Below are 17,842 nucleotides of genomic sequence, written 5' to 3'. Positions count from 1 at the left end.
CCAATGTTAAATTTTATTTGTAATCGGAGGATTCCTCGGCTAACAATAATGTTGTTTCCCTACTAGCATATAACGGCAAGCCTTCTTCAATATCCCTGAAACTAGTTATAGGATTTAATACCTCTTCATCCTTAATATTACCGTTACCCATGCTTAGTACATGATCCAGCTCAGCAAAGTAAGTTTCAATAAAATGGTTAGCTTTCTCACTCGCAGTTACTGAAAAGAATCCAGAATCGGTCCCAATAATCCGTTTAAGCTGATCACATAATTTCCTCTGAATATCTCCGCCGTTTACATTAGCTTTTGCGGTAAATTTTCTGTACTCATTGCAGTTATAGATAGTTTTATCATGCTGTTGAGAATGCAATGATAAAAGGAGACCTGATAATAAACCAGGAAGTGACCGCTGAATTGCTTTCGTTGACATTCTATTTATCGGTACAGGGTCTACTAACCTATCCATAAAAATATGGTTCTGCTTAAAAAACTGATACTGTGACCGTTCACGTAAGTCGTTTGGTCGAAAACAAACTAATACTAATCCGGCATGGCTACGTGCAGAGCGACTACTCGCCTGTATATACTCAGCTTGTTTAGACGGCATACCTGCCATAAATAAAGCGTTAATTCTATCTAAGTCAACCCCATGACTAATTAAACTTGTGGCAATTAATGTATGAAGTTTATCGCTGTAGCTACCCTTAGCCTCCGCCTCAATCCTATCAATTACTTCTACGATCTTGTCCATGTCGTTTTCACCTGTCAACATTTCGGATAGAAGATCGAAATCCTGGTTTTCTTCAGTCCTCAAAGCAGGTACCGTAGTATCATTAATTCTTCGTTTTATGTCGTGCCCCATAGGCTTTTGATTAACATAAACGACTGACAAATCATAGAATGCCAAAAGTTTCAAAAAATCTTCTTGACTATTAATACTTTCGAAATTAAATTTTTGCCATACCGTTTCTGATTCTCTATAAAGTTTAAGGATCTCTTTGTGATAGAGGAACAGGGCCCTACCTATGACCTCTTCTTGTGATTTTGAATGAGGTAATATCCCGATGTACAACCTTCTCATGATTTCGGGAGAACTGGTCGCATAAAACGACTCTCCAAGAATATATCCCATCGAAGGATATCTTCTTGGCTCCCTTAAATAGAGATGCTTAATATGATGTTCATAGGATTCTATTGTCGCTGTTGCAGCTACAATCTTAGGAATATGACCTGGTTTATTTACCAAATTCCTGGAGAATTCCGTCAGTATTCCTTCATAGTGTCCATTAAGAACTCCTAATTCCTCTTTTAGTAGATGGAGTTCATCTTGAATGAACAGGGATGGAACTGGATCATAAATAGAAGCTCTGACTTTTTCTCCTTCTTTTTTACTAGCCACGGAAACTTTTTCCTCACAAGTCGATTCTCTTGAACCTACAATACATCTGTCTGAATAAAAGCCATGCTTTGGACATACTCCTCCTATTTGACCAAAGATGTGAGAAAATTCTCGGTATCTCCCTACAATAGAAAGCTTATCAACAGTCCCACACAGCACACTCGGTACAAAGCGATATATTTCTGAATCAGTAAGATAAAATGGTAGAATACCTGCTAATTCCTTACTTTTGAAAACGAAACATTCTTCATTGTTACATTTATGAACGATTCTCCATCTTGAAAAATCGAAGTCCAATTCTAACTCCTGAGAGCATCTTGGACATTTATGAAGCAACATCATCTTCTTTCTGGACACGTCAGAAGAAAGCATCTTATTTACTGCTTTTTCATTGATGAAATTCGGTGTATTTCCTCCACCCGCAAAAAATCCAATTGAAAATGGCTTACCTTTTCCTACTAACTCATCATTTGATTGCCTTAATTCCTCAGCATATATTAGTATTCGCGCCAGCCTATCCAATTGATTTTTTGACAACATTCTCAATGGGAAACGAATCCAGGCTGAGCAACCTCGCTTTTTCCCTCTTAGCCTATCATAGAAAAGAGCACAAACAATTAGCCCCAAATAAGCTTCTGTTTTACCGCCACCTGTTGGAAACCAGAGTACATCAGCATAATTTGGCTCTTTGATAATCTTTTCGTACATAATATCCTGTTGTGATACTTCTCGTGCATATAGACTGGGGAGAAGTCTCACAATGAAAACAATTTGGAATAATCGCCAACTTTCATATTTACCTTTACCAGCGTTTTTAAAAACTTCATTCATTAGATTAAAAGCCATCATTAACCGCTTATCATGAATTTGGGTAAGTGAATGTAGACCAAGTTCAAAAGATTCTATTTCAGACAGAAATTCATTATACTCTTCTTGACATTGGTTAATTTCACGTTCATTTTTAAGTTGTCCAAACCCTCTAGCTGCAATATAATGATTCCATTCATTTAAAAATCTTCTCATCTCAACAGCAATGTTACTTAGTGCGATCTGAGTGCTTTGTGGATCAGTAAGATCCGAAAAGTTAATAAATAAATCCTCACGTGTTCGATAAAGTCTCTGAAAATGGTCAGGAATGCACTCAGTCTCAAATACTGGAAGCGGGTCATTATTAATAACCCCGACACAATTTATACCCCTCACTGGATAGGTTTTGTCATGCTTATAATCACGAGGGGCGCCGTCGAATTCAAATGGTACATGGATCCCTTTTACAACTTCAACTTTCAAATTGCAATCATAAAATTCAAGAGGATGACCAGTTGGTTTTTCTCCGTTATTTATATTAGGGACACTTGTGTTATTTACAAGGGAAACCATTAATTTCAAAATATCTCTATCTTCATTGAACTTATAAGGACGCGTTTCAATTTTTACTGAACCAGACCAATTGGGGAAATTCGGAATTGCAGATCTTATGGATGTTAACCATCTCTCGAATTCCAAAATGTCCGAGGGTCTTGTTTTTAATGGTATTGTCCCAGATTGATGAATCTCTTCAATTTTGATCGAGAAAATATCCTCCCACTTTGATGCTTCAATTAATGCATCTTTGATATACATTTCCAAATCAAAATCAAAGTAATCATCATGCGCTGTATTTATAACACAAGGAATATCTTTAAAACTTATTTTATACAATCTGTACTTATCGAGTAATTTTAATCCTTTATCTTCACTTTTTTTATCTGTTAGGATTTGATTTTCAAATTCTTCAGGATCCGGTGATAATTCATCTGGTGGCAATTCTGTTAACTCAGATATTCTTAAATCGTTGTTACCTATTTCAAGAGCACTTAAATAAGAATCTTGTTCATTAAATGAAGGTAATACGCGGATATAAAGATTAAAAGAACCTGAAATACTCAATCGAACTTCGTTATTGATCGGTTTGACCAAAAATTCCAGTCCAATATTACAATTTTTGGCGAGACTACGATATATCGGCTGCGGATCTTGTTCGCCTTCTTTATTTTGCTGCTGTAAAAATGATTCATAGTCTGGAAATAAAACACCTGAGAAAAATTTTTTACTCGGTTCAACACCAATAACATAATTTTCGTTTCTTCCAAGTAATCCATTTTTAATAACTTGATGTAAATGCCTAACTAATTTAATCTCATCATTTGTTCTTGCAAGTTTTGTATCAAAGTGACTCATACTTTAACCAGCCCTTTGTAGATAAGATATTTACTTCGTTTTCGCTAAGTGTTTTTTCCAGAAAGCGTTGATGGATATAATAGTCACGATCAATATCGACAGTTGATACTGTAGCTAATTCCATAGCATTAAAAACATCATCAAGTGGGAGCTTTATATCCATTCCCAAATCTACCCACTCATCCTTTAAATAATTAATATCATGCAGTCTAGTCGCAGAATCAGTAATAACCTTACCTAAAATCTTCCCTAACTTTATATGAATGTTCCAAAGAGTGCGCATAGCCTTGTACAGCACTTGCCATCTCTTTTTATACTCTGGATCACCTAGAATCTGGGCCACTGCTTTAACATTTTTTTCATCCCTTACAGCCGAAACTTCACCTTTAACCCAATTAGAAATCGTTAAATAAGAGTCAACGTTCCCACCATTTTGATTGACAGCTCTCATTATCTTAACGTAAGTGTTTTTTCTAAATGAATTATGGTGATGAAACCTTTGCCATAGGGTTTGGACCATTTCTCTCCACTCAGACACGTTAACCTGAATCCATTTCATTACCATAGTATTAGATGCCAATTCTAAAACAGTCTCAAATAGTTCCCTTCTTTGTTTCCCTTTTATTCTAACCCAGATATCCCCATTTTTAAGTTCAAGTGGGTTTGCAGAAATGATATCTTCATTTCCATTGCGCACTATCTTCATAGGTGTACCCTGTTCAACAAATACGGTTTTTATTATGCCATTAATTTTGACGGTCACCTTGACGGAGGGTACAAACTCTTCATGACTATTCGCATCTTCATTATCTGCAATTGAATTAAAGAACTCGTCATTATCAAGATCAAACTCATGCTCATCATCGCCATCAAAAGTAATCATTGAAACAAGTGTCTTCTCGTCAAAGAGATCATCGACTGTTACATTTTTGTTTTCCTTATCTTGTAGCTCGCCGCGCACACTTGAGACATTAGTTATAGATTTATTTATAATCGGTTTTATCTCTTGTGTTGACAGTGGTAGCTGTATATTTGTTAATTTAAAAAAAGCTTTAATAAGCTCTTGCTTATAATCCTGATCGGAACAGTTTACTTTATTAATCTGGTATGTATAAAGTCTCTCTTCGTTATTAAAAGAAATACAATGTACAGTAGTCGTTGATATAAATAGGAAACTACTAAGAAACTTTGGTTTCCATACATTTGCTAAAATGATGATTTCAGATAAAGACTTATCTTCAAAGTAAACTTCTCTCAGTTGGCTGGTAACCCATTCATCTTGAGATATGACTGTTAGATTAATTAAATCTGCTGCAGTTAAACCGGTTTTAACTCTTAACCAAACTTTGAATTCATAAGCTGCTAATTTATTTGAGGTAATTACCAATATCTTTCTTCCAGCATTATTTTGAATAACATTAGAGATAGCTTCTCCTCGGGGAGATCCCGAATGATCCTTTAATAAACCATATAATTCTTTTGTTAGTTTAACTGCTAACGGCAATATTGTCTGGTAGATCCGTCGTTCATGTTCATCCTCGGGCATAATTTTTTCACAAGAATGAATCTTGCTTAGCAACGAAGGCTTGCCACTCGAAGCCAGTAGTTGTTCATAAAGACTTAATGGAATTATTAGGTTGGAAATTTCAGATATTGTTCCTACTAATTTTTTAACAGCTCTGAATGACTGATAGTTGGAAACTAACGACAATACTTCATTTATTTTGGATTCGATAGACTTTGTTCCCTGTATGTTATGTATGTAAAAAATTGGTCTTTCTCTTGTCAAATATATCTGTGAAGCCTTTATACTCCAGGAAGCTGTTACACTGTTAGAGAAAGCGTTTTGATTTTCCTCCCTAAAGATATTTCTCAACAAATCTACGCTAGCCGGGTCAAGAGGTAAGATTATATTATCACTCGTTTTAATGGCGGAATACGTCACATCGTCAAATAATGGTGCGACAATAATGACATGATTACTGTGTTTTTTAGCCCACTCAATTAATGAAAGTGCCCTATGGCGATGTCTAAGAGGGATAAGATCAAGAATTATAATCTCAGGTATTTTCTCAAATGTCTCAAGCAATTCATGACGTACAGCTCTATAAAAACATAGCCAAGGAAGGGAGCCGTCCCCTAGACCAGAAGTGCCATCATTTTTTGAGAGGTTAAACTTCTCGAATTTATTCCCCTTTATTATGTAAGTATCTATAAATTTCCTTAGAAATGTGTCTGCAATAGTGGTTCTCCATACATGAGAATGGAGTTCAATATTGTCAGTAACAATGAGTACACCACTACCATGAGTAAATCTGGCTCCAAGAGTTGGAACTAGCCCTTCTCCTAGATGCTGTAAAATTAAATGGTATGTTAGCAATAGAGGATAGGCATATGCAGTGTTAGGTATTAGAAGAGACCAGTTGCCACTTTGCTTAAGCAGCTTGGAGTTTAGAAAATACTTTAACGATGCCGTTAAAATTAAGTTATCAACATCGGATAACTCAACCTGTGATTCGAGACGATTATCTATATTTTCTTCATCAAATAATGAAAGAGTTTCTGTTAAGTGATATAGTTTATGATTTAATAAACCTCTTCCAAGGTCCTTTCCAGAAAAATCCTCAATTTCAGTAATCAGAGCGGGATCTATATTTTTAATATTAATTTTTAATGGAGTAGGGAGAAACTGAGCATATGTCTTATAACGATCCAATTTTCCCACAGTGATTCCACCTTACACTAATATTGCAAAAGACCCAACAAATGATAAACCAAAACCATGATTACTGTTTAGCTCTATAAATGATAATATTCTTACTTATTCGACCGGTCGTTTCATTTCCCTGCTTTCGGCACAGTAAAAAAGACCCATTATGAGGAAAAGGCACAAAGTTAACAGTTATTCCCTGCCAAAAAAATGAAACGAACTACACATTATGGCTTTCCAAATTCACGATTACCTATAAAATACAATAATCCACTGACAATAGTTTGACACCAAATATACGTTCCCTTGTCTTCAAACGCGATAAAAATTGTATCCCCCCTTACTTACACACCTCCTTATAACTACATGCGAAATAAACCGATCATAATCCCCTCGATACAAGGGTAACTAAAACCAATATTCCCCCATCCGGCTAAATTGAAATACGCAACGCGATGTTCCGAGCATATCGTGATTTAACCCCCCCTTCGTGTTTTTTGCAAGTAGAAAATGCTCAGTTTTGCAGCGAAAAATGCCAAGGCGTCTTGCCAGCAAAGTTCGTTACAACAGAATACGTTCCATCGCTTGCTTGAAGCGGAAACTCTCACCGGTGAATGAGAGAATATGTGCATGATGCACGAGTCGATCCACAAGGGCAGATGTTAACTTGGTGTCGCCAAACACTGATGTCCATTGCCCAAATTCCAAATTGGACGTCACAATCACACTTTGCTGCTCATAGCAGTCCGCAATCACATTGAACAATAACTCAGACCCGGTTTGGCTGAACGGCACATAGCCTACCTCGTCCAGAATGAGCAAGTCGACCTTCCTCAATTTCTCACGGAATCGGCTCAGTGTACCGGCCACAAACTTCTCTTGTAATACAGCAACCAGATCGGAAGCTCGGTAAAACTGTACGGCCTTACCGCGTCGGCAGGCTTCCACTCCCAAAGCGATGGCCATGTGCGTCTTTCCTGTGCCTACCGCGCCCATGAGCAGCAAGTTTTCCTTGCGCTCCAACCACTCCAGTGATCGCAATTGCTCGGGACTGCTTCCTTGAGGGAACGAAATGTGGTCATACACATATCCCTCGAACGTCTTAATGTGCGGAAACCCTGCCTGTTGCACCAGCTTCCCCAGTTTAGCCCGGCGGCGACCATCCAGTTCCGCCGCAAGCAGTTGTTCCGCGAGGCTTCGCAGTTGTTCATTTTGCTGCAACGATACATAGTCCACGACATGTGCCAGGCGCAGTTGCCGGCACAAGTCTGCCAGTTCCATCGCCATCTTAGATCACCCCCATCAGTCGGTCATAACGTTGCAGCGAATTCTCCGTACGGGTTCCGGGCGGCGACAGCGTCTCCTCCCAAGTGGCGGGGACATCCCGGCTGCCATGCTTCATGCCGAGAATCGCGGTGATCTGCGTGATGGCTGCATCCGAACCGAACAGCTCGAGCGCCTCTTCAATCTGCTCCATGGTGTAGACTTCACTCCAATGGATTAACGCTTGAAGACGTTCCTTACGGATGCCCACCTCCTGAACCGTTACATACGTCTGTATCCCCTCCGGCAACATCCGCAGAAATTGGGAGTGCGTGACGCTGCGCGGTTTGCGAAGCCAGCCGGAGAAAACTTGCGGCCATGGAATTTCCGCAGTTCGTCCCGTATACGGCCTCGGCACCTCCCGAATGTTCTCGTGTTGGTGATTCAGAATGATCAAGCGGTCCCAATACATCTGAATCATCACTTCGGTGCCCGGAGCAACCTGCCCTAACAACGGAATGGTTGTATCGTCTACCCGAATTTCACCGTACTTATTCACCACGGCGGCATGGAGGCGGAAGGCTTCAAAGCCGTGCTCTGGCAGCGCAAGTAATTGATGCCGCTCTTCTTCCCACAGATCGTCGATCTGGCGCTGCTGCGCATAATGCTGACGCTGCCGATCTTGCAGCGCTTGCTCCGCAAAGTAGGCGACCAATCGATCATGGCTTTCGTACAAGGGGATCGGGACGGCCCAGTTGCGTTTGGAATACCCGCATTTGGCTTCCACATGCCCTTTCTCGTGACCGCTGTACGGATTGCAGAAAACAACTTCAAAGCGGTAGTGCGCACAGAGACGCTGAAAATTCTCCGTCAGTTGGCGTTCGCCTTGCTTTTCGATATGCACGACGGCGGCGGGCAGATTGTCGAACCAGATGCGGCGGGGAACGCCGCCCATTTGCTCAAAAATCTGCTTCATCGCTTCCAGGAAACATTCCTGATTCTCAGCCGGTGTTGGATAGACGAAAGCTGCATTGCTATACGGGAACGACATGACCAGCAATTTGTAGGTAAGCAGTCGATGTCCTTGACATACCTCGATCGTCGTGAAGTCGACCTGCGCTTCACCCGGCGGATGTTCCAACCATTCGTAGGTCTTGGCTCGCTCCAGTTCCAGTTCGTCTTTTCGCCGTTTCACATAAGCCAGCACAGTGCGTAGACCACCTTGGAATTGATATTCGTCACGCAATCGTTGAAAGATGCGCACTCCGGTATGACGTTGTTTTCGAGGAAGCAAACGGTCTTCTTCCAGCTAAGCATCGACGATCTCCATATAGGGGCCCATGACAGGGCTTCTGCTTTTCCGTTTCGTCATCGAAACATTCCAGTCATCTTGATCGGCATATTTTTTCGCGGTCCGCCAATGCACACCGACCCGATCGGCAATTTCTTGTATGGTGCAGCCTTCTACTTCGCGTAAAAACCTGATATATTGTTGTTGAGGCATTTTCAACATCCTTTCGAGTCTCCTTCGTCCAGTTCTCGCAAACCTAACGATAGGAGGAAGTTGAGGTGCTGACAAGTGCCTTTTTGCATTGCTTGTGAGCATTTTTACGCTGCAATGTTCGGCATTTTTATTTTGCAATAAACACCTTCGTAGGGTCCCATAAACCCCTTGGGTGACCTTGAGGTCACCTCTGGGTCATCCTAACATTTCTGTTGACTTCTAGAATGAAAATAGGATAAACTAGGGTCATACCATTCATTTAACTTTTATTCCTAGCCTGATGCATGCGCAAAGCAGGCCATTCTAATTCCTAATTTTCCTTTTAACCAATTATTCAGACCGATAGTCTGCTCTTTTCCAATCTGATGATTATCAGCATATAAATGAAAGGCCCAATTTGGGTAGTGATGCATTCACTTTCCTAAATCGGGCTTTTTTTATTATTCAAAGCCACGGAGTTTTGATGAAAATCAAAGCCTGTGGCTTTTTTACATAGATTTGATTGGCCGTCTGACGGATTTTGCAAGTCGGTGATAGCCATACTCTCCCCCCAAAGATCGCTTGCGGTCGCGGATGGCTGGAAAAAGCGGAGAAAAACGAGGAGACCGGACTACAAGTCACCCATCCGGGCTCGGTCAAACCTCAGGAGTTGAGAAGCACATTCTCGGCAGTTTAAGACCTTGGGACTGACACTAAGGCTGACGCCAATACTCACCTACTACTCATTCAAAGCCTTGCTCTTAGAAAACCCGCTTCTTACAAACAGAAATGAGATGGAACACATTTATGGTTTTTAAACCCTTACCCCGCTTCTGTTTGTAGAGCTTTATATAGATGCTGACGAGTGAGAACCCACGAGGATCATGGATTCCACTAATGTCACAGGTATGTCCAATTTTCAAAAAGGAGGAAAAAATCGATTATGGATCAATCACATGAATTTAGAAGAGTTGCCGATTTATCGGAACATCCACTGTACCATGCATATTATCCAGCGGTTTCCGAGGCCACCATCCAAAGGTTCATTGCCGCAATTCAACAATCCAATTACATCAGTCCGCTCATCATAACGTCGGAAAATGTCATCCTCGACGGCCACCATCGCTATTGGGCAGCCAAACGAATGGGAATCGAAACCTTACCGGTAACAGTTAAAAAGATTTCAGAGGAAGAAGCGAACTACCTTTTAACAACATACAACTGTGCAAGAAACAACACTAGGGAAGAGAAAATATTTCTAGCAAAACGAATTAAAGCGGCTTTGGAATATCACGGTATCAAACCAGGACCGAAAAAGTGCCACGATGGCACTAAAGTAACTGCCGATGATATCGCGAAAATGTTCGATATGTCCCGTAGAGCAATGTTTCGGGCTTTAAAACTCCTGGATATCATTCCGGAATTACAAAATAAGTTTAGGAAAGAAGAGATTGGAATTCGATCGGTTGAAAAAATTGCAAACGAACTCGATGAACAACAACAAAAGACACTTTATTTGAAGATAATCAATCAAAAATTGAAAGAAGAAGACTTATCTCCCCTCATTGATGAAATACATGATGAAGCAACCTCGAGGTCCGAAGCACCATACCCACTTTCAACGAAAGTAACCAGTAAGAAAACGAAAGTGATAAAGGACGCAGAAAAAGATCTTAGAAAGCTTCATGAAAAGGTCGTTCTTCATACACAAATATTCAGAGAAAATCCTACAGCTGTGCATTTGATTTTATCGGGGTTGGAGGAAATCAAGCGTGAATTGGAAGGGATCAGCCATGGGTAAAACCACTCCCGAAGTCCAAGTCGAGAAGATCTTCAAGCATAATCGCCAGCTAAGTTTTAAATCACGTACCCGCTACAAAATCTCATGCCTGGTTTTCGCCAATTTTTTGAGTGAACGATTTAAGCTGCAAAACATCCGCAACATTTCCGATAAGCATCTCGCTTCATATGTATCTTTCCGTCAAAGTGAGGGGATTTCTGCTAAAACGATCAAAAACGACTTGAGTGCTGTCCGGTTCCTTCATTCGAAAATCGATTCACCCCGATTCCAGCTTTCATCAAATGAAGAACTCTTTGAACAGTTCGAAGTAGTCATTGACCAAACTTCATCTCTGGGAAACCGGGCATGGACAAATGAAGAGTATATCAACCTTATCAATATTGCAGTTCAGTCCGGAAGACAAGACGTTGCTGATGCAGCCGTGCTTTGCAGGTATATGGGATTACGTATCTCTGAAGCCGCGGCAGTCAAAAGGGCGCAAGCCGAACATGCGCTCAGATCCGGGTTTTATAAGGTCGGATCTGAAGCGAAAAATGGGAAGGAGCGGGTCGTCCCTTTATCCACGGAAGCAAAGGACATGTTTTTAAAACGGCTCCCCTTGATTAGACGAGGAGATAAGCTATTCATTGAAGAGAATCAGAACACCCACAATATTGTTCAGAATTTTGAAAGGTTTTTGACCAGGGTTAGAGACCAGATTAAAACAAAGGAGGGGATAGCGAAAAGATCATACAAAAAAGGACAGGCCATTGTCGTGAACAATTTAACCTGGCACGGATTGCGCTATTCTTACATCCAGGATAGGGTGAGACAACTGCAAACCTCGGGTTTAACCGGTGAAGAACTAAAACGGATCCTATCCGAAGAAATCGGCCACGAGAGAACAATTGTCATTGATGTTTATGCTGGGAAGGATTTTTCCTACTTATAATTGGGGCTTTTCAAAATCTATGTTTCAGCCGCATCGCATTTCCGGTGCGGCTGTGACTATTTATCATGAAGTAGTTCTCTCAGCATCTGCTCGTACCTTTTAAGACTCCTCTGAACTTCATTCATATTGCCCTGAAGAAGTTCTCCCCTTGTCGGATATAACATAGTCGACCATTTGCTTGGGTCGCGTGGCTCCCATGATTTTGCAAGCTCTTCGGATGAAGCAGTGCTGAGTTCCTCCATATAAGCATCTATGTCTAAGCGGGCATCCATAATCAGATTTTCTATCAAAAGTCTTTTGATTTTAACGTCGTTAACATACGGCAACAAATCTTCGAAGTAACGTTCAACTTCAAACTTCTCTCCCTGCGAGTTCGGCCTATAACAATACATCGGATCAATTATTCTTCCGTCTTTCAATTGGATTTTTACTTCAAACCGTTCGTCCCCATACTCCTTGTAGAATAAGGCCTTTCCCGGAATATCGCCGACAATAATCTCCATAAGTGCACTCCCTTAAGAAATATACTGCCTCAAATTCAATGCCTTCTCAAACGATTCGGCTATAACATATTTAAACTCCATCTTGTTTTTATTCCGATTGGGCACTTTATAGGAAATCCCCGAAATTCTATACCTCATGTTGTTATCACTAAAGAGTTCTGTAACGTCTTCGTCCGTCTGTACCACTCTAAACGGAAAGTACACATTCTCTTTTATTAAGGACATCATCAAATATCCCCGGCTATCCGTATACATTTTAAAAAATCTGAATGCAGTAAGGTTTCCCTCCTCATCAATCAGTATCAAAGTATCAACATTACTCGCCTTCACAACAAGCCCCCCCAAAGTTGGACATTAACCATACATTTTACTCCGCGATATGTACAAGTCCAGAAATATGTAATGTTATTTGTATTATATAAAAATTACAATTAGTAATCAATATTTAACACAAATTGTGTTATGTTTTAGCACCTCACTTTTTACCTATACTGATACGTGAGGTGATTCACATGAGCAATGACGAGTTCATCATAACCCCGAGAGAAGACAAGACAGTAACAATGTCTATCCGTATAGAAAGAGTCCTTCAAGAGCAATTGGATGAACTGGCCCGTAAAAGCAATCGCTCCCGAAACGAGATTATTAATATGGCATTGGAATACGCCCTCAAAAATGTAAAGTTTATTGATTCTACTGATGGTAAAGCTTAAACATGAAAAAGGTGCCTCCCTTGGCACCTTAACTTAGCTTGCAGCTTCTAGCTTCCCCTATTCCCCTCACTTCTGCTTTTACGCAGTTCCATATATTTTTTCATTTCTTCCTGTGTTTGCTCATCCCTAAAAGGATTTAAGTAAATTCCCCCTGTTTGCGCTTCAACAATATCATCAAGGTCCTGTCCTGTAAAATCGGGTTCTTTTATTTGCATCTGTAAGATATCAATCGCGTAATTCAAGGCATCATGAATTTTCACAGGATCTTGATTCAGCTGAGCCGCGATTTCCAATACCCGCTTCTCCGATCTAAAAAAATCAAGAATCGATGATACTGAAACTTGTGTCCCTCTTAGGCATGGTCTTCCACCTAAGCTTTCAGCAAGCTCCAGAGCCGGATATTGTTCAAGCTTTTTTTTGAAATAATCAGAAACCTCCATTCGCGCGTCCCCTGTTCATATAAACTCAAGGTTAACTTCGCTCATCCATTGCGGAAGTCGATTTGCTCGCCATTGCATTCTCCCACTGACTATCTCTGCAACAGTTACATATTCGTCCCCGGAATTATCGATTATGACAGAAGCATCTGCTAGAGTAACAGCTGTGGCTAAATTATTAAGAGAGGAGTGATAACGACGCACAATGTCTTCTGATGAAATAAAATGCCCACCTTCAATAACACGGGTATGTATCCGGTTAATATGAAGTTCCGTATCTGCAAGACCTATAAAGTACAGATAAACATTGTATCCCATCGTTTTAGCTACTTTTATCTGCTTAAGTATGTAATTACCTGTTAAAGTGGTTTCGACCGCAAAAGTTTTTCTTTCTTCCACCATTGCCCTTAATTCCAGCAATGCTTTCTTCCCGGCCGATAAATCGACATTTCGTGGATTTTCAGGGTTTAGTTTTTGAGCAATCACGTCTGCATTGACGATACCATCAAAATCATACTCGAAGTGATCGATTAAAGTCGTCTTTCCCGCTCCGTTACATCCTGCAAATACAAACATCTCAGGCCGAGTCCTGCTCGTTAGGGATTCAGGTTCTTTCCCAGGTACGGAAATTTGCCCCTGATCATTATCAATTTGAACGACCTGCTCGCAATACCTTACTCCATCTAAAATATAGTATAGGGGCGCCTTTGCTTCAGCAGCCTTTTTTCTTACCGATCTTTTTGCTCTGCTGTATATATGCTGCAGATCGCTGCCTGTTAAGATTGGCATATAGAGCCCCCTTTTTCCATTTATTAATAACTCCGCTAAACAAAGAAAAAAGCCTTCACCTACCGCCAAAAAGTAAATACAGCCGCCTTACGGTGGGTGCGCTTTTTTCTTCGCCGAAACAATGCACGATCTCCGAGGCCTAATTAGCCCACATTATTTATGACGGTCTGGCGCCCGTCTGGATTTATCATACAATGGTCGTTTCTTTTAGGCAACATTCGGAACCTTGTTGACCTCTCTCAACAACAAAATAGTTTATGGTAAAATTCTATAAAAAGAAACGGGGAGTAAATTAAGTGTTTTTCAAGAAGATTTTTGTAGCAATAACCGCTGGATTTATTTTTAGCATCATTTTATCCGTGATAGATTACACTCCTTTGAGCGAACGAAACGAAGATGTCCTTTACTACTCATTTCCTGCTCTAGTGGCTGGCGGTATTCTCTACATTATTCCGTTATTTCTTTTCTTGGGCATACCGATATCTATGATATTGGACTTCTACCTAAACAAATTAAAAGCAAACAACAAAGCAAGAAACTATTTGCTTTCAGTTCTTTTTTACACCCTTGGCGGAGTGTTTGTGACACTTCTTCTCTTGTTATTTATTCAAGGTGGACGAGCGAGTAGTGTATCAGCTTTTTTCGCAGTGTTATGGTCTATCATCTTTGCATCACTGTTGTTTTTGCACATTTCTATTGCTTTTGAAGTAATTATAAGGAAATTCAAAAACTACTTAGTAAACAACCGCTCCTCATAAGAGTGGTTGTTACTTAAAGCAACAATATTTACGAAAACAGCGATGAAAAAAAGCGTTTGGGGACCCTGATCCAGGCTGCACCCACGTCCATATTGTTGTAGGTGAGTCCTTTGCGGGTAGTATGAAGCAAGCACTTAAAGGACTTGGTTGGGTGGAAACGCATAAGCTCATAACTATGAAAGAGAATTATGCCATAGGTCCCATCGGCAGACTTGATTCGCCGGAAGGGCGAAAGACGCGGAGTGACTGGTTTCAGAACAATATCACGGAGGCATTCGAGACTTACATTCATTTTGAAGAAGAATACAACGATTTGCTTTATAATCTGGGAAAAGATAGAAATGATTATCTGGACCAGCCGAAGCGTACGTGAACAGGTAGGTATGCGGCACTCGCTACATTTACTTCGCAATAAACGAAACACTATTCGTGTATATGATGCTTGCGCAATCTGCGAGGAACTTTACAAACCGCCCAGATGCCTCCATTGAATATAGGCACTCCGGCGAAATACCGCCTGACAAACTGCGGGAAGCGCTCATGAGAATGGATAACAGCTGTAAGCTGTCGGCTGCCGACATCGCGTGGCTTTCCAAGGAATGGCTGGCGATTTCGGAACAAGGTGGAATATTGCGTATATGGCAGAACGACGCAGTACTTGAGGTGCCTACCGATTATTTTGATCAATACTTGCTTGAGAAACTGGACAAATTGAGACCTCCCACCGGTGTTAACGATTTTTTTAAAATCCGCCCGCTTGATTGGAGAGGCTATTGGCTATTGTGAACAGGACATCGGAGATTCTTTTTTTGAATACCGGCTGAGGGAGCTCATTTATGAAGGTGTCCTGGAAATCAAAGGGGTTCCAGCAGGGATAAAGACAGACACGACACTTAAAAAGTAACCGGCAGCCAGACATTCCTTAGTCTAGTTGCCGGTTTTGTTGATTTTGAAAGCGATGTCTTATAGCAACATTTGTGTAGGAAGTTTGTGCCGCCGGAATTTTTCCTGATTCACTTTCTTGAAGTTCGACCCCGATACCTTTGTCCTTTCGACCCCGATACTTTGTCCTTTCAACCACGATACCTTTGTCCTTTCGACCCCGATACTTTGTCCTTTCAACCACGATACCTTTGTCATTTCGACCCCGGTACTTTGTCCTTTCAACCCCGATACTTTGTCCTTTCAACCACGATACCTTTCTCGATTTACATAACTATAATTTCACAAATATCAAAAGTAATGTCTACTACTTTCCATTCTCCATTTTGAAAGGTTTGATTCAACGCCACCGTAACTGACAAGTCAATCGTAAATCGCCTTTGCTTGACGGCGCAAAAAAACTGCTCCTAGGACAGGTTTTAAAATATCGGTTGCATGCGGTATATAGCCTTTCAGTGCAACCAGGTTAGCGGCCATTATATGAATGGGACTCGTGGTGATTTTGAGCATGGTGTAGTAATGACGATATTGGTTATAGTCCCTAGTAGTGGTGTAAAATTGCACCGAGCTTATTGACAAGGGAAGCCACGGTATGATTTCTACTAAAGTGACGCAACTCTACTTTAGAAGGAGGATCAAACCGTGGCTTCTATAGATAGAATGTCACTTTTGGAGCTTTTACGCAAGTCTGGTTTTGATGGTGATGTAGATTTTCTCAAAGAAGCTCTGAATGTTCTTGTTCATTCGTTGATGGAGGCGGAGGTTACAGCCCAAATTGGTGCCGAACGTTATGAACGCAACACAGAAAGAACCAACCAGAGGAACGGCTATCGGCATCGGGAATGGCATACACGAGTCGGCACCCTTGATCTGAGCATTCCGAAGCTTCGCAAAGGCAGTTATTTTCCTTCTCTGCTCGAACCGCGTAAGCGCGCGGAAAAGGCTTTGCTTTCCGTTGTGCAGGAGGCTTATATTCACGGCGTCAGTACGCGAAAAGTTGATGAACTCGTTGAATCCTTGGGCATGAAGGGCATCAGCAAAAGCGAAGTTTCCCGGATCTGCAAAGAGCTCGATGATGTTGTGATCGCCTTCAAAGAACGTCCGCTCGAGGGGCAATTTCCGTATGTCTGGTTGGATGCCACGTTTCCGAAAGTGCGCGAGGGAGGCCGGGTGCGCAGCATGGCGCTTGTCGTGGCCATCGGTGTCCGGGAGACCGGTGACCGGGAAGTGCTCGGATTTGATCTTGGCATGAGCGAGGACGGTTCGTTTTGGCTTGAGTTTCTACGGAAACTGGTCGCTCGGGGACTTCGAGGTGTGCAACTAGCGATTAGTGATGCTCACGAAGGGTTGCGCAGAGCGATCGAGCAGGTTCTGGTGGGTGCCACTTGGCAGCGTCGCCGTGTTCACTTCATGCGCAATGTTCTGAGCCAGGTGCCGAAGTCGTCGCAATCGATGGTATCGTCGATCATCCGGACGATTTTTGCGCAACCGAGCCAAGAAGCGGCTGTAATGCAGCTCCGACAAGTCGCCCAGCAACTTCGTGGGAAGTTCCCGAAAGCCATGGATATTCTGGAGCAGGCAGAAAGTGACGTACTGGCCTACATGGCTTTTCCCAGGGAGCATTGGCGGCAAATTCATTCCACCAACCCGTTAGAGCGTTTAAACCGCGAAATCCGCCGACGTTCAGACGTAGTAGGAATCTTTCCAAATCGGGAATCCGTTATCCGACTGATCGGTGCCATCTTAATCGAGCAGCAAGATGAATGGACCGTTGCACGTCGTTATTTCAGTCTCGAATCCATGGCCAAAATCGTCAATGGGGAGCAAGTTCCTCTTGCATCCACCACACTCTTGCAGAAATAAATCTGGGTCCGCGGTAGAAATCGATTTTAC

Annotated in this window: 17 protein-coding genes; 9 read left to right on the top strand and 8 right to left on the bottom strand. The window is 41.5% G+C overall.

The genetic code is table 11. The features are described 5' to 3' along the window. Window positions 1-13: 13 nt before the first annotated feature. The 5 genes from ACTHRH_RS19045 to ACTHRH_RS19025 all read right to left on the bottom strand — a co-directional run bounded on the left by ACTHRH_RS19045 (window position 14) and on the right by ACTHRH_RS19025 (window position 9,105). On the bottom strand, window positions 14-3,619 hold the full coding sequence (locus tag ACTHRH_RS19045) for a helicase C-terminal domain-containing protein (RefSeq protein ID WP_440417047.1): 3,606 nt from the start codon (window positions 3,617-3,619) through the stop codon (window positions 14-16). Beyond that, on the bottom strand, window positions 3,606-6,344 hold the full coding sequence (locus tag ACTHRH_RS19040; RefSeq protein WP_440417045.1) for a DrmE family protein: 2,739 nt from the start codon (window positions 6,342-6,344) through the stop codon (window positions 3,606-3,608). The genes ACTHRH_RS19045 and ACTHRH_RS19040 overlap by 14 nt, the downstream gene beginning before the upstream one ends. 546 nt (window positions 6,345-6,890) lie before the next feature. Next, the gene (gene istB, locus ACTHRH_RS19035) at window positions 6,891-7,616 is read right to left on the bottom strand and encodes an IS21-like element helper ATPase IstB (RefSeq protein WP_440417043.1); all 726 of its coding nucleotides are present in this window, start codon (window positions 7,614-7,616) and stop codon (window positions 6,891-6,893) included. 1 nt (window position 7,617) lies between these two features. After that, entirely contained in the window at window positions 7,618-8,886 is a 1,269-nt protein-coding gene (gene istA, locus ACTHRH_RS19030) for an IS21 family transposase (RefSeq protein WP_440417041.1), read from the bottom strand. A 15-nt stretch (window positions 8,887-8,901) separates the two neighbouring features. Then, window positions 8,902-9,105: a hypothetical protein gene (locus tag ACTHRH_RS19025; protein ID WP_440417039.1), complete on the bottom strand. Its 204-nt coding sequence runs from the start codon at window positions 9,103-9,105 to the stop codon at window positions 8,902-8,904. A 913-nt stretch (window positions 9,106-10,018) separates the two neighbouring features. Between ACTHRH_RS19025 and ACTHRH_RS19020 the strand changes: the two genes are divergently transcribed. Together ACTHRH_RS19020 and ACTHRH_RS19015 are read left to right on the top strand one after the other, a co-directional pair. Then, complete coding sequence (locus tag ACTHRH_RS19020; protein WP_440417037.1) at window positions 10,019-10,876, top strand: ParB/RepB/Spo0J family partition protein; 858 nt, start codon at window positions 10,019-10,021, stop codon at window positions 10,874-10,876. Beyond that, window positions 10,848-11,807 (top strand): tyrosine-type recombinase/integrase, encoded by a 960-nt coding sequence (locus tag ACTHRH_RS19015; protein WP_440417035.1) that lies wholly within the window; start codon window positions 10,848-10,850, stop codon window positions 11,805-11,807. The genes ACTHRH_RS19020 and ACTHRH_RS19015 overlap by 29 nt, the downstream gene beginning before the upstream one ends. 56 nt (window positions 11,808-11,863) lie before the next feature. Here ACTHRH_RS19015 and ACTHRH_RS19010 read toward each other — a convergent pair whose 3' ends face one another. Then, complete coding sequence (locus ACTHRH_RS19010; RefSeq protein WP_440417033.1) at window positions 11,864-12,310, bottom strand: hypothetical protein; 447 nt, start codon at window positions 12,308-12,310, stop codon at window positions 11,864-11,866. A gap of 512 nt (window positions 12,311-12,822) precedes the next feature. Between ACTHRH_RS19010 and ACTHRH_RS19005 the strand changes: the two genes are divergently transcribed. Beyond that, entirely contained in the window at window positions 12,823-13,023 is a 201-nt protein-coding gene (locus tag ACTHRH_RS19005) for a ribbon-helix-helix protein, CopG family (protein ID WP_440417031.1), read from the top strand. Window positions 13,024-13,070: 47 nt separating this feature from the next. On the opposite strand, the gene ACTHRH_RS19000 is transcribed toward ACTHRH_RS19005, so the two are convergent. Together ACTHRH_RS19000 and ACTHRH_RS18995 are read right to left on the bottom strand one after the other, a co-directional pair. Further along, window positions 13,071-13,463, bottom strand: a complete 393-nt coding sequence (locus ACTHRH_RS19000) for a DUF433 domain-containing protein (protein WP_440417029.1) — start codon at window positions 13,461-13,463, stop codon at window positions 13,071-13,073. Between the two features lie 15 nt (window positions 13,464-13,478). Next, a complete protein-coding gene (locus tag ACTHRH_RS18995) occupies window positions 13,479-14,249 on the bottom strand; it encodes a zeta toxin family protein (RefSeq protein WP_440417027.1) in 771 nt (256 codons plus the stop codon). A gap of 296 nt (window positions 14,250-14,545) precedes the next feature. Between ACTHRH_RS18995 and ACTHRH_RS18990 the strand changes: the two genes are divergently transcribed. From ACTHRH_RS18990 to ACTHRH_RS18965, 6 genes are all read left to right on the top strand, one after another. Then, window positions 14,546-15,007 carry a hypothetical protein gene (locus ACTHRH_RS18990; protein WP_440417025.1) on the top strand — a complete coding sequence of 154 codons (462 nt, stop codon included), beginning with the start codon at window positions 14,546-14,548 and terminating at the stop codon, window positions 15,005-15,007. Between the two features lie 91 nt (window positions 15,008-15,098). Continuing rightward, on the top strand, window positions 15,099-15,380 hold the full coding sequence (locus ACTHRH_RS18985) for a DUF1835 domain-containing protein (RefSeq protein WP_440417075.1): 282 nt from the start codon (window positions 15,099-15,101) through the stop codon (window positions 15,378-15,380). Continuing rightward, entirely contained in the window at window positions 15,349-15,498 is a 150-nt protein-coding gene (locus ACTHRH_RS18980) for a DUF1835 domain-containing protein (protein WP_440417023.1), read from the top strand. Before ACTHRH_RS18985 ends, ACTHRH_RS18980 begins: the two co-directional genes overlap by 32 nt. Window positions 15,499-15,547: 49 nt before the next feature. Further along, the gene (locus ACTHRH_RS18975) at window positions 15,548-15,793 is read left to right on the top strand and encodes a DUF3658 domain-containing protein (RefSeq protein ID WP_440417021.1); all 246 of its coding nucleotides are present in this window, start codon (window positions 15,548-15,550) and stop codon (window positions 15,791-15,793) included. Beyond that, entirely contained in the window at window positions 15,735-15,911 is a 177-nt protein-coding gene (locus tag ACTHRH_RS18970; RefSeq protein WP_440417019.1) for a DUF3658 domain-containing protein, read from the top strand. Before ACTHRH_RS18975 ends, ACTHRH_RS18970 begins: the two co-directional genes overlap by 59 nt. 698 nt (window positions 15,912-16,609) lie before the next feature. Next, window positions 16,610-17,812 carry an IS256 family transposase gene (locus tag ACTHRH_RS18965; RefSeq protein ID WP_440417073.1) on the top strand — a complete coding sequence of 401 codons (1,203 nt, stop codon included), beginning with the start codon at window positions 16,610-16,612 and terminating at the stop codon, window positions 17,810-17,812. The last annotated feature ends 30 nt before the right edge of the window (window positions 17,813-17,842 follow it).

The organism is Paenibacillus sp. SAFN-117 (assembly GCF_051966115.1).
Taxonomy (GTDB): domain Bacteria; phylum Bacillota; class Bacilli; order Paenibacillales; family NBRC-103111; genus Paenibacillus_L; species Paenibacillus_L residui.
Note: the sequence above shows the minus strand (reverse complement) of the source record. Positions and strands in the feature narration are given on the sequence as shown.

Bases quoted from the DNA above. Each gene is read 5' to 3' on its own strand.
- ACTHRH_RS19045 (WP_440417047.1), bottom strand. From the start codon at position 3,619: ATGAGTCACTTTGATACAAAACTTGCAAGAACAAATGATGAGATTAAA.
- istB (WP_440417043.1), bottom strand. From the start codon at position 7,616: ATGGCGATGGAACTGGCAGACTTGTGCCGGCAACTGCGCCTGGCACAT.
- ACTHRH_RS19025 (WP_440417039.1), bottom strand. From the start codon at position 9,105: ATGTTGAAAATGCCTCAACAACAATATATCAGGTTTTTACGCGAAGTA.
- ACTHRH_RS19020 (WP_440417037.1), top strand. From the start codon at position 10,019: ATGGATCAATCACATGAATTTAGAAGAGTTGCCGATTTATCGGAACAT.
- ACTHRH_RS19010 (WP_440417033.1), bottom strand. From the start codon at position 12,310: ATGGAGATTATTGTCGGCGATATTCCGGGAAAGGCCTTATTCTACAAG.
- ACTHRH_RS19005 (WP_440417031.1), top strand. From the start codon at position 12,823: ATGAGCAATGACGAGTTCATCATAACCCCGAGAGAAGACAAGACAGTA.
- ACTHRH_RS19000 (WP_440417029.1), bottom strand. From the start codon at position 13,463: ATGGAGGTTTCTGATTATTTCAAAAAAAAGCTTGAACAATATCCGGCT.
- ACTHRH_RS18995 (WP_440417027.1), bottom strand. From the start codon at position 14,249: ATGCCAATCTTAACAGGCAGCGATCTGCAGCATATATACAGCAGAGCA.
- ACTHRH_RS18980 (WP_440417023.1), top strand. From the start codon at position 15,349: ATGATTATCTGGACCAGCCGAAGCGTACGTGAACAGGTAGGTATGCGG.
- ACTHRH_RS18975 (WP_440417021.1), top strand. From the start codon at position 15,548: ATGAGAATGGATAACAGCTGTAAGCTGTCGGCTGCCGACATCGCGTGG.
- ACTHRH_RS18965 (WP_440417073.1), top strand. From the start codon at position 16,610: ATGTCACTTTTGGAGCTTTTACGCAAGTCTGGTTTTGATGGTGATGTA.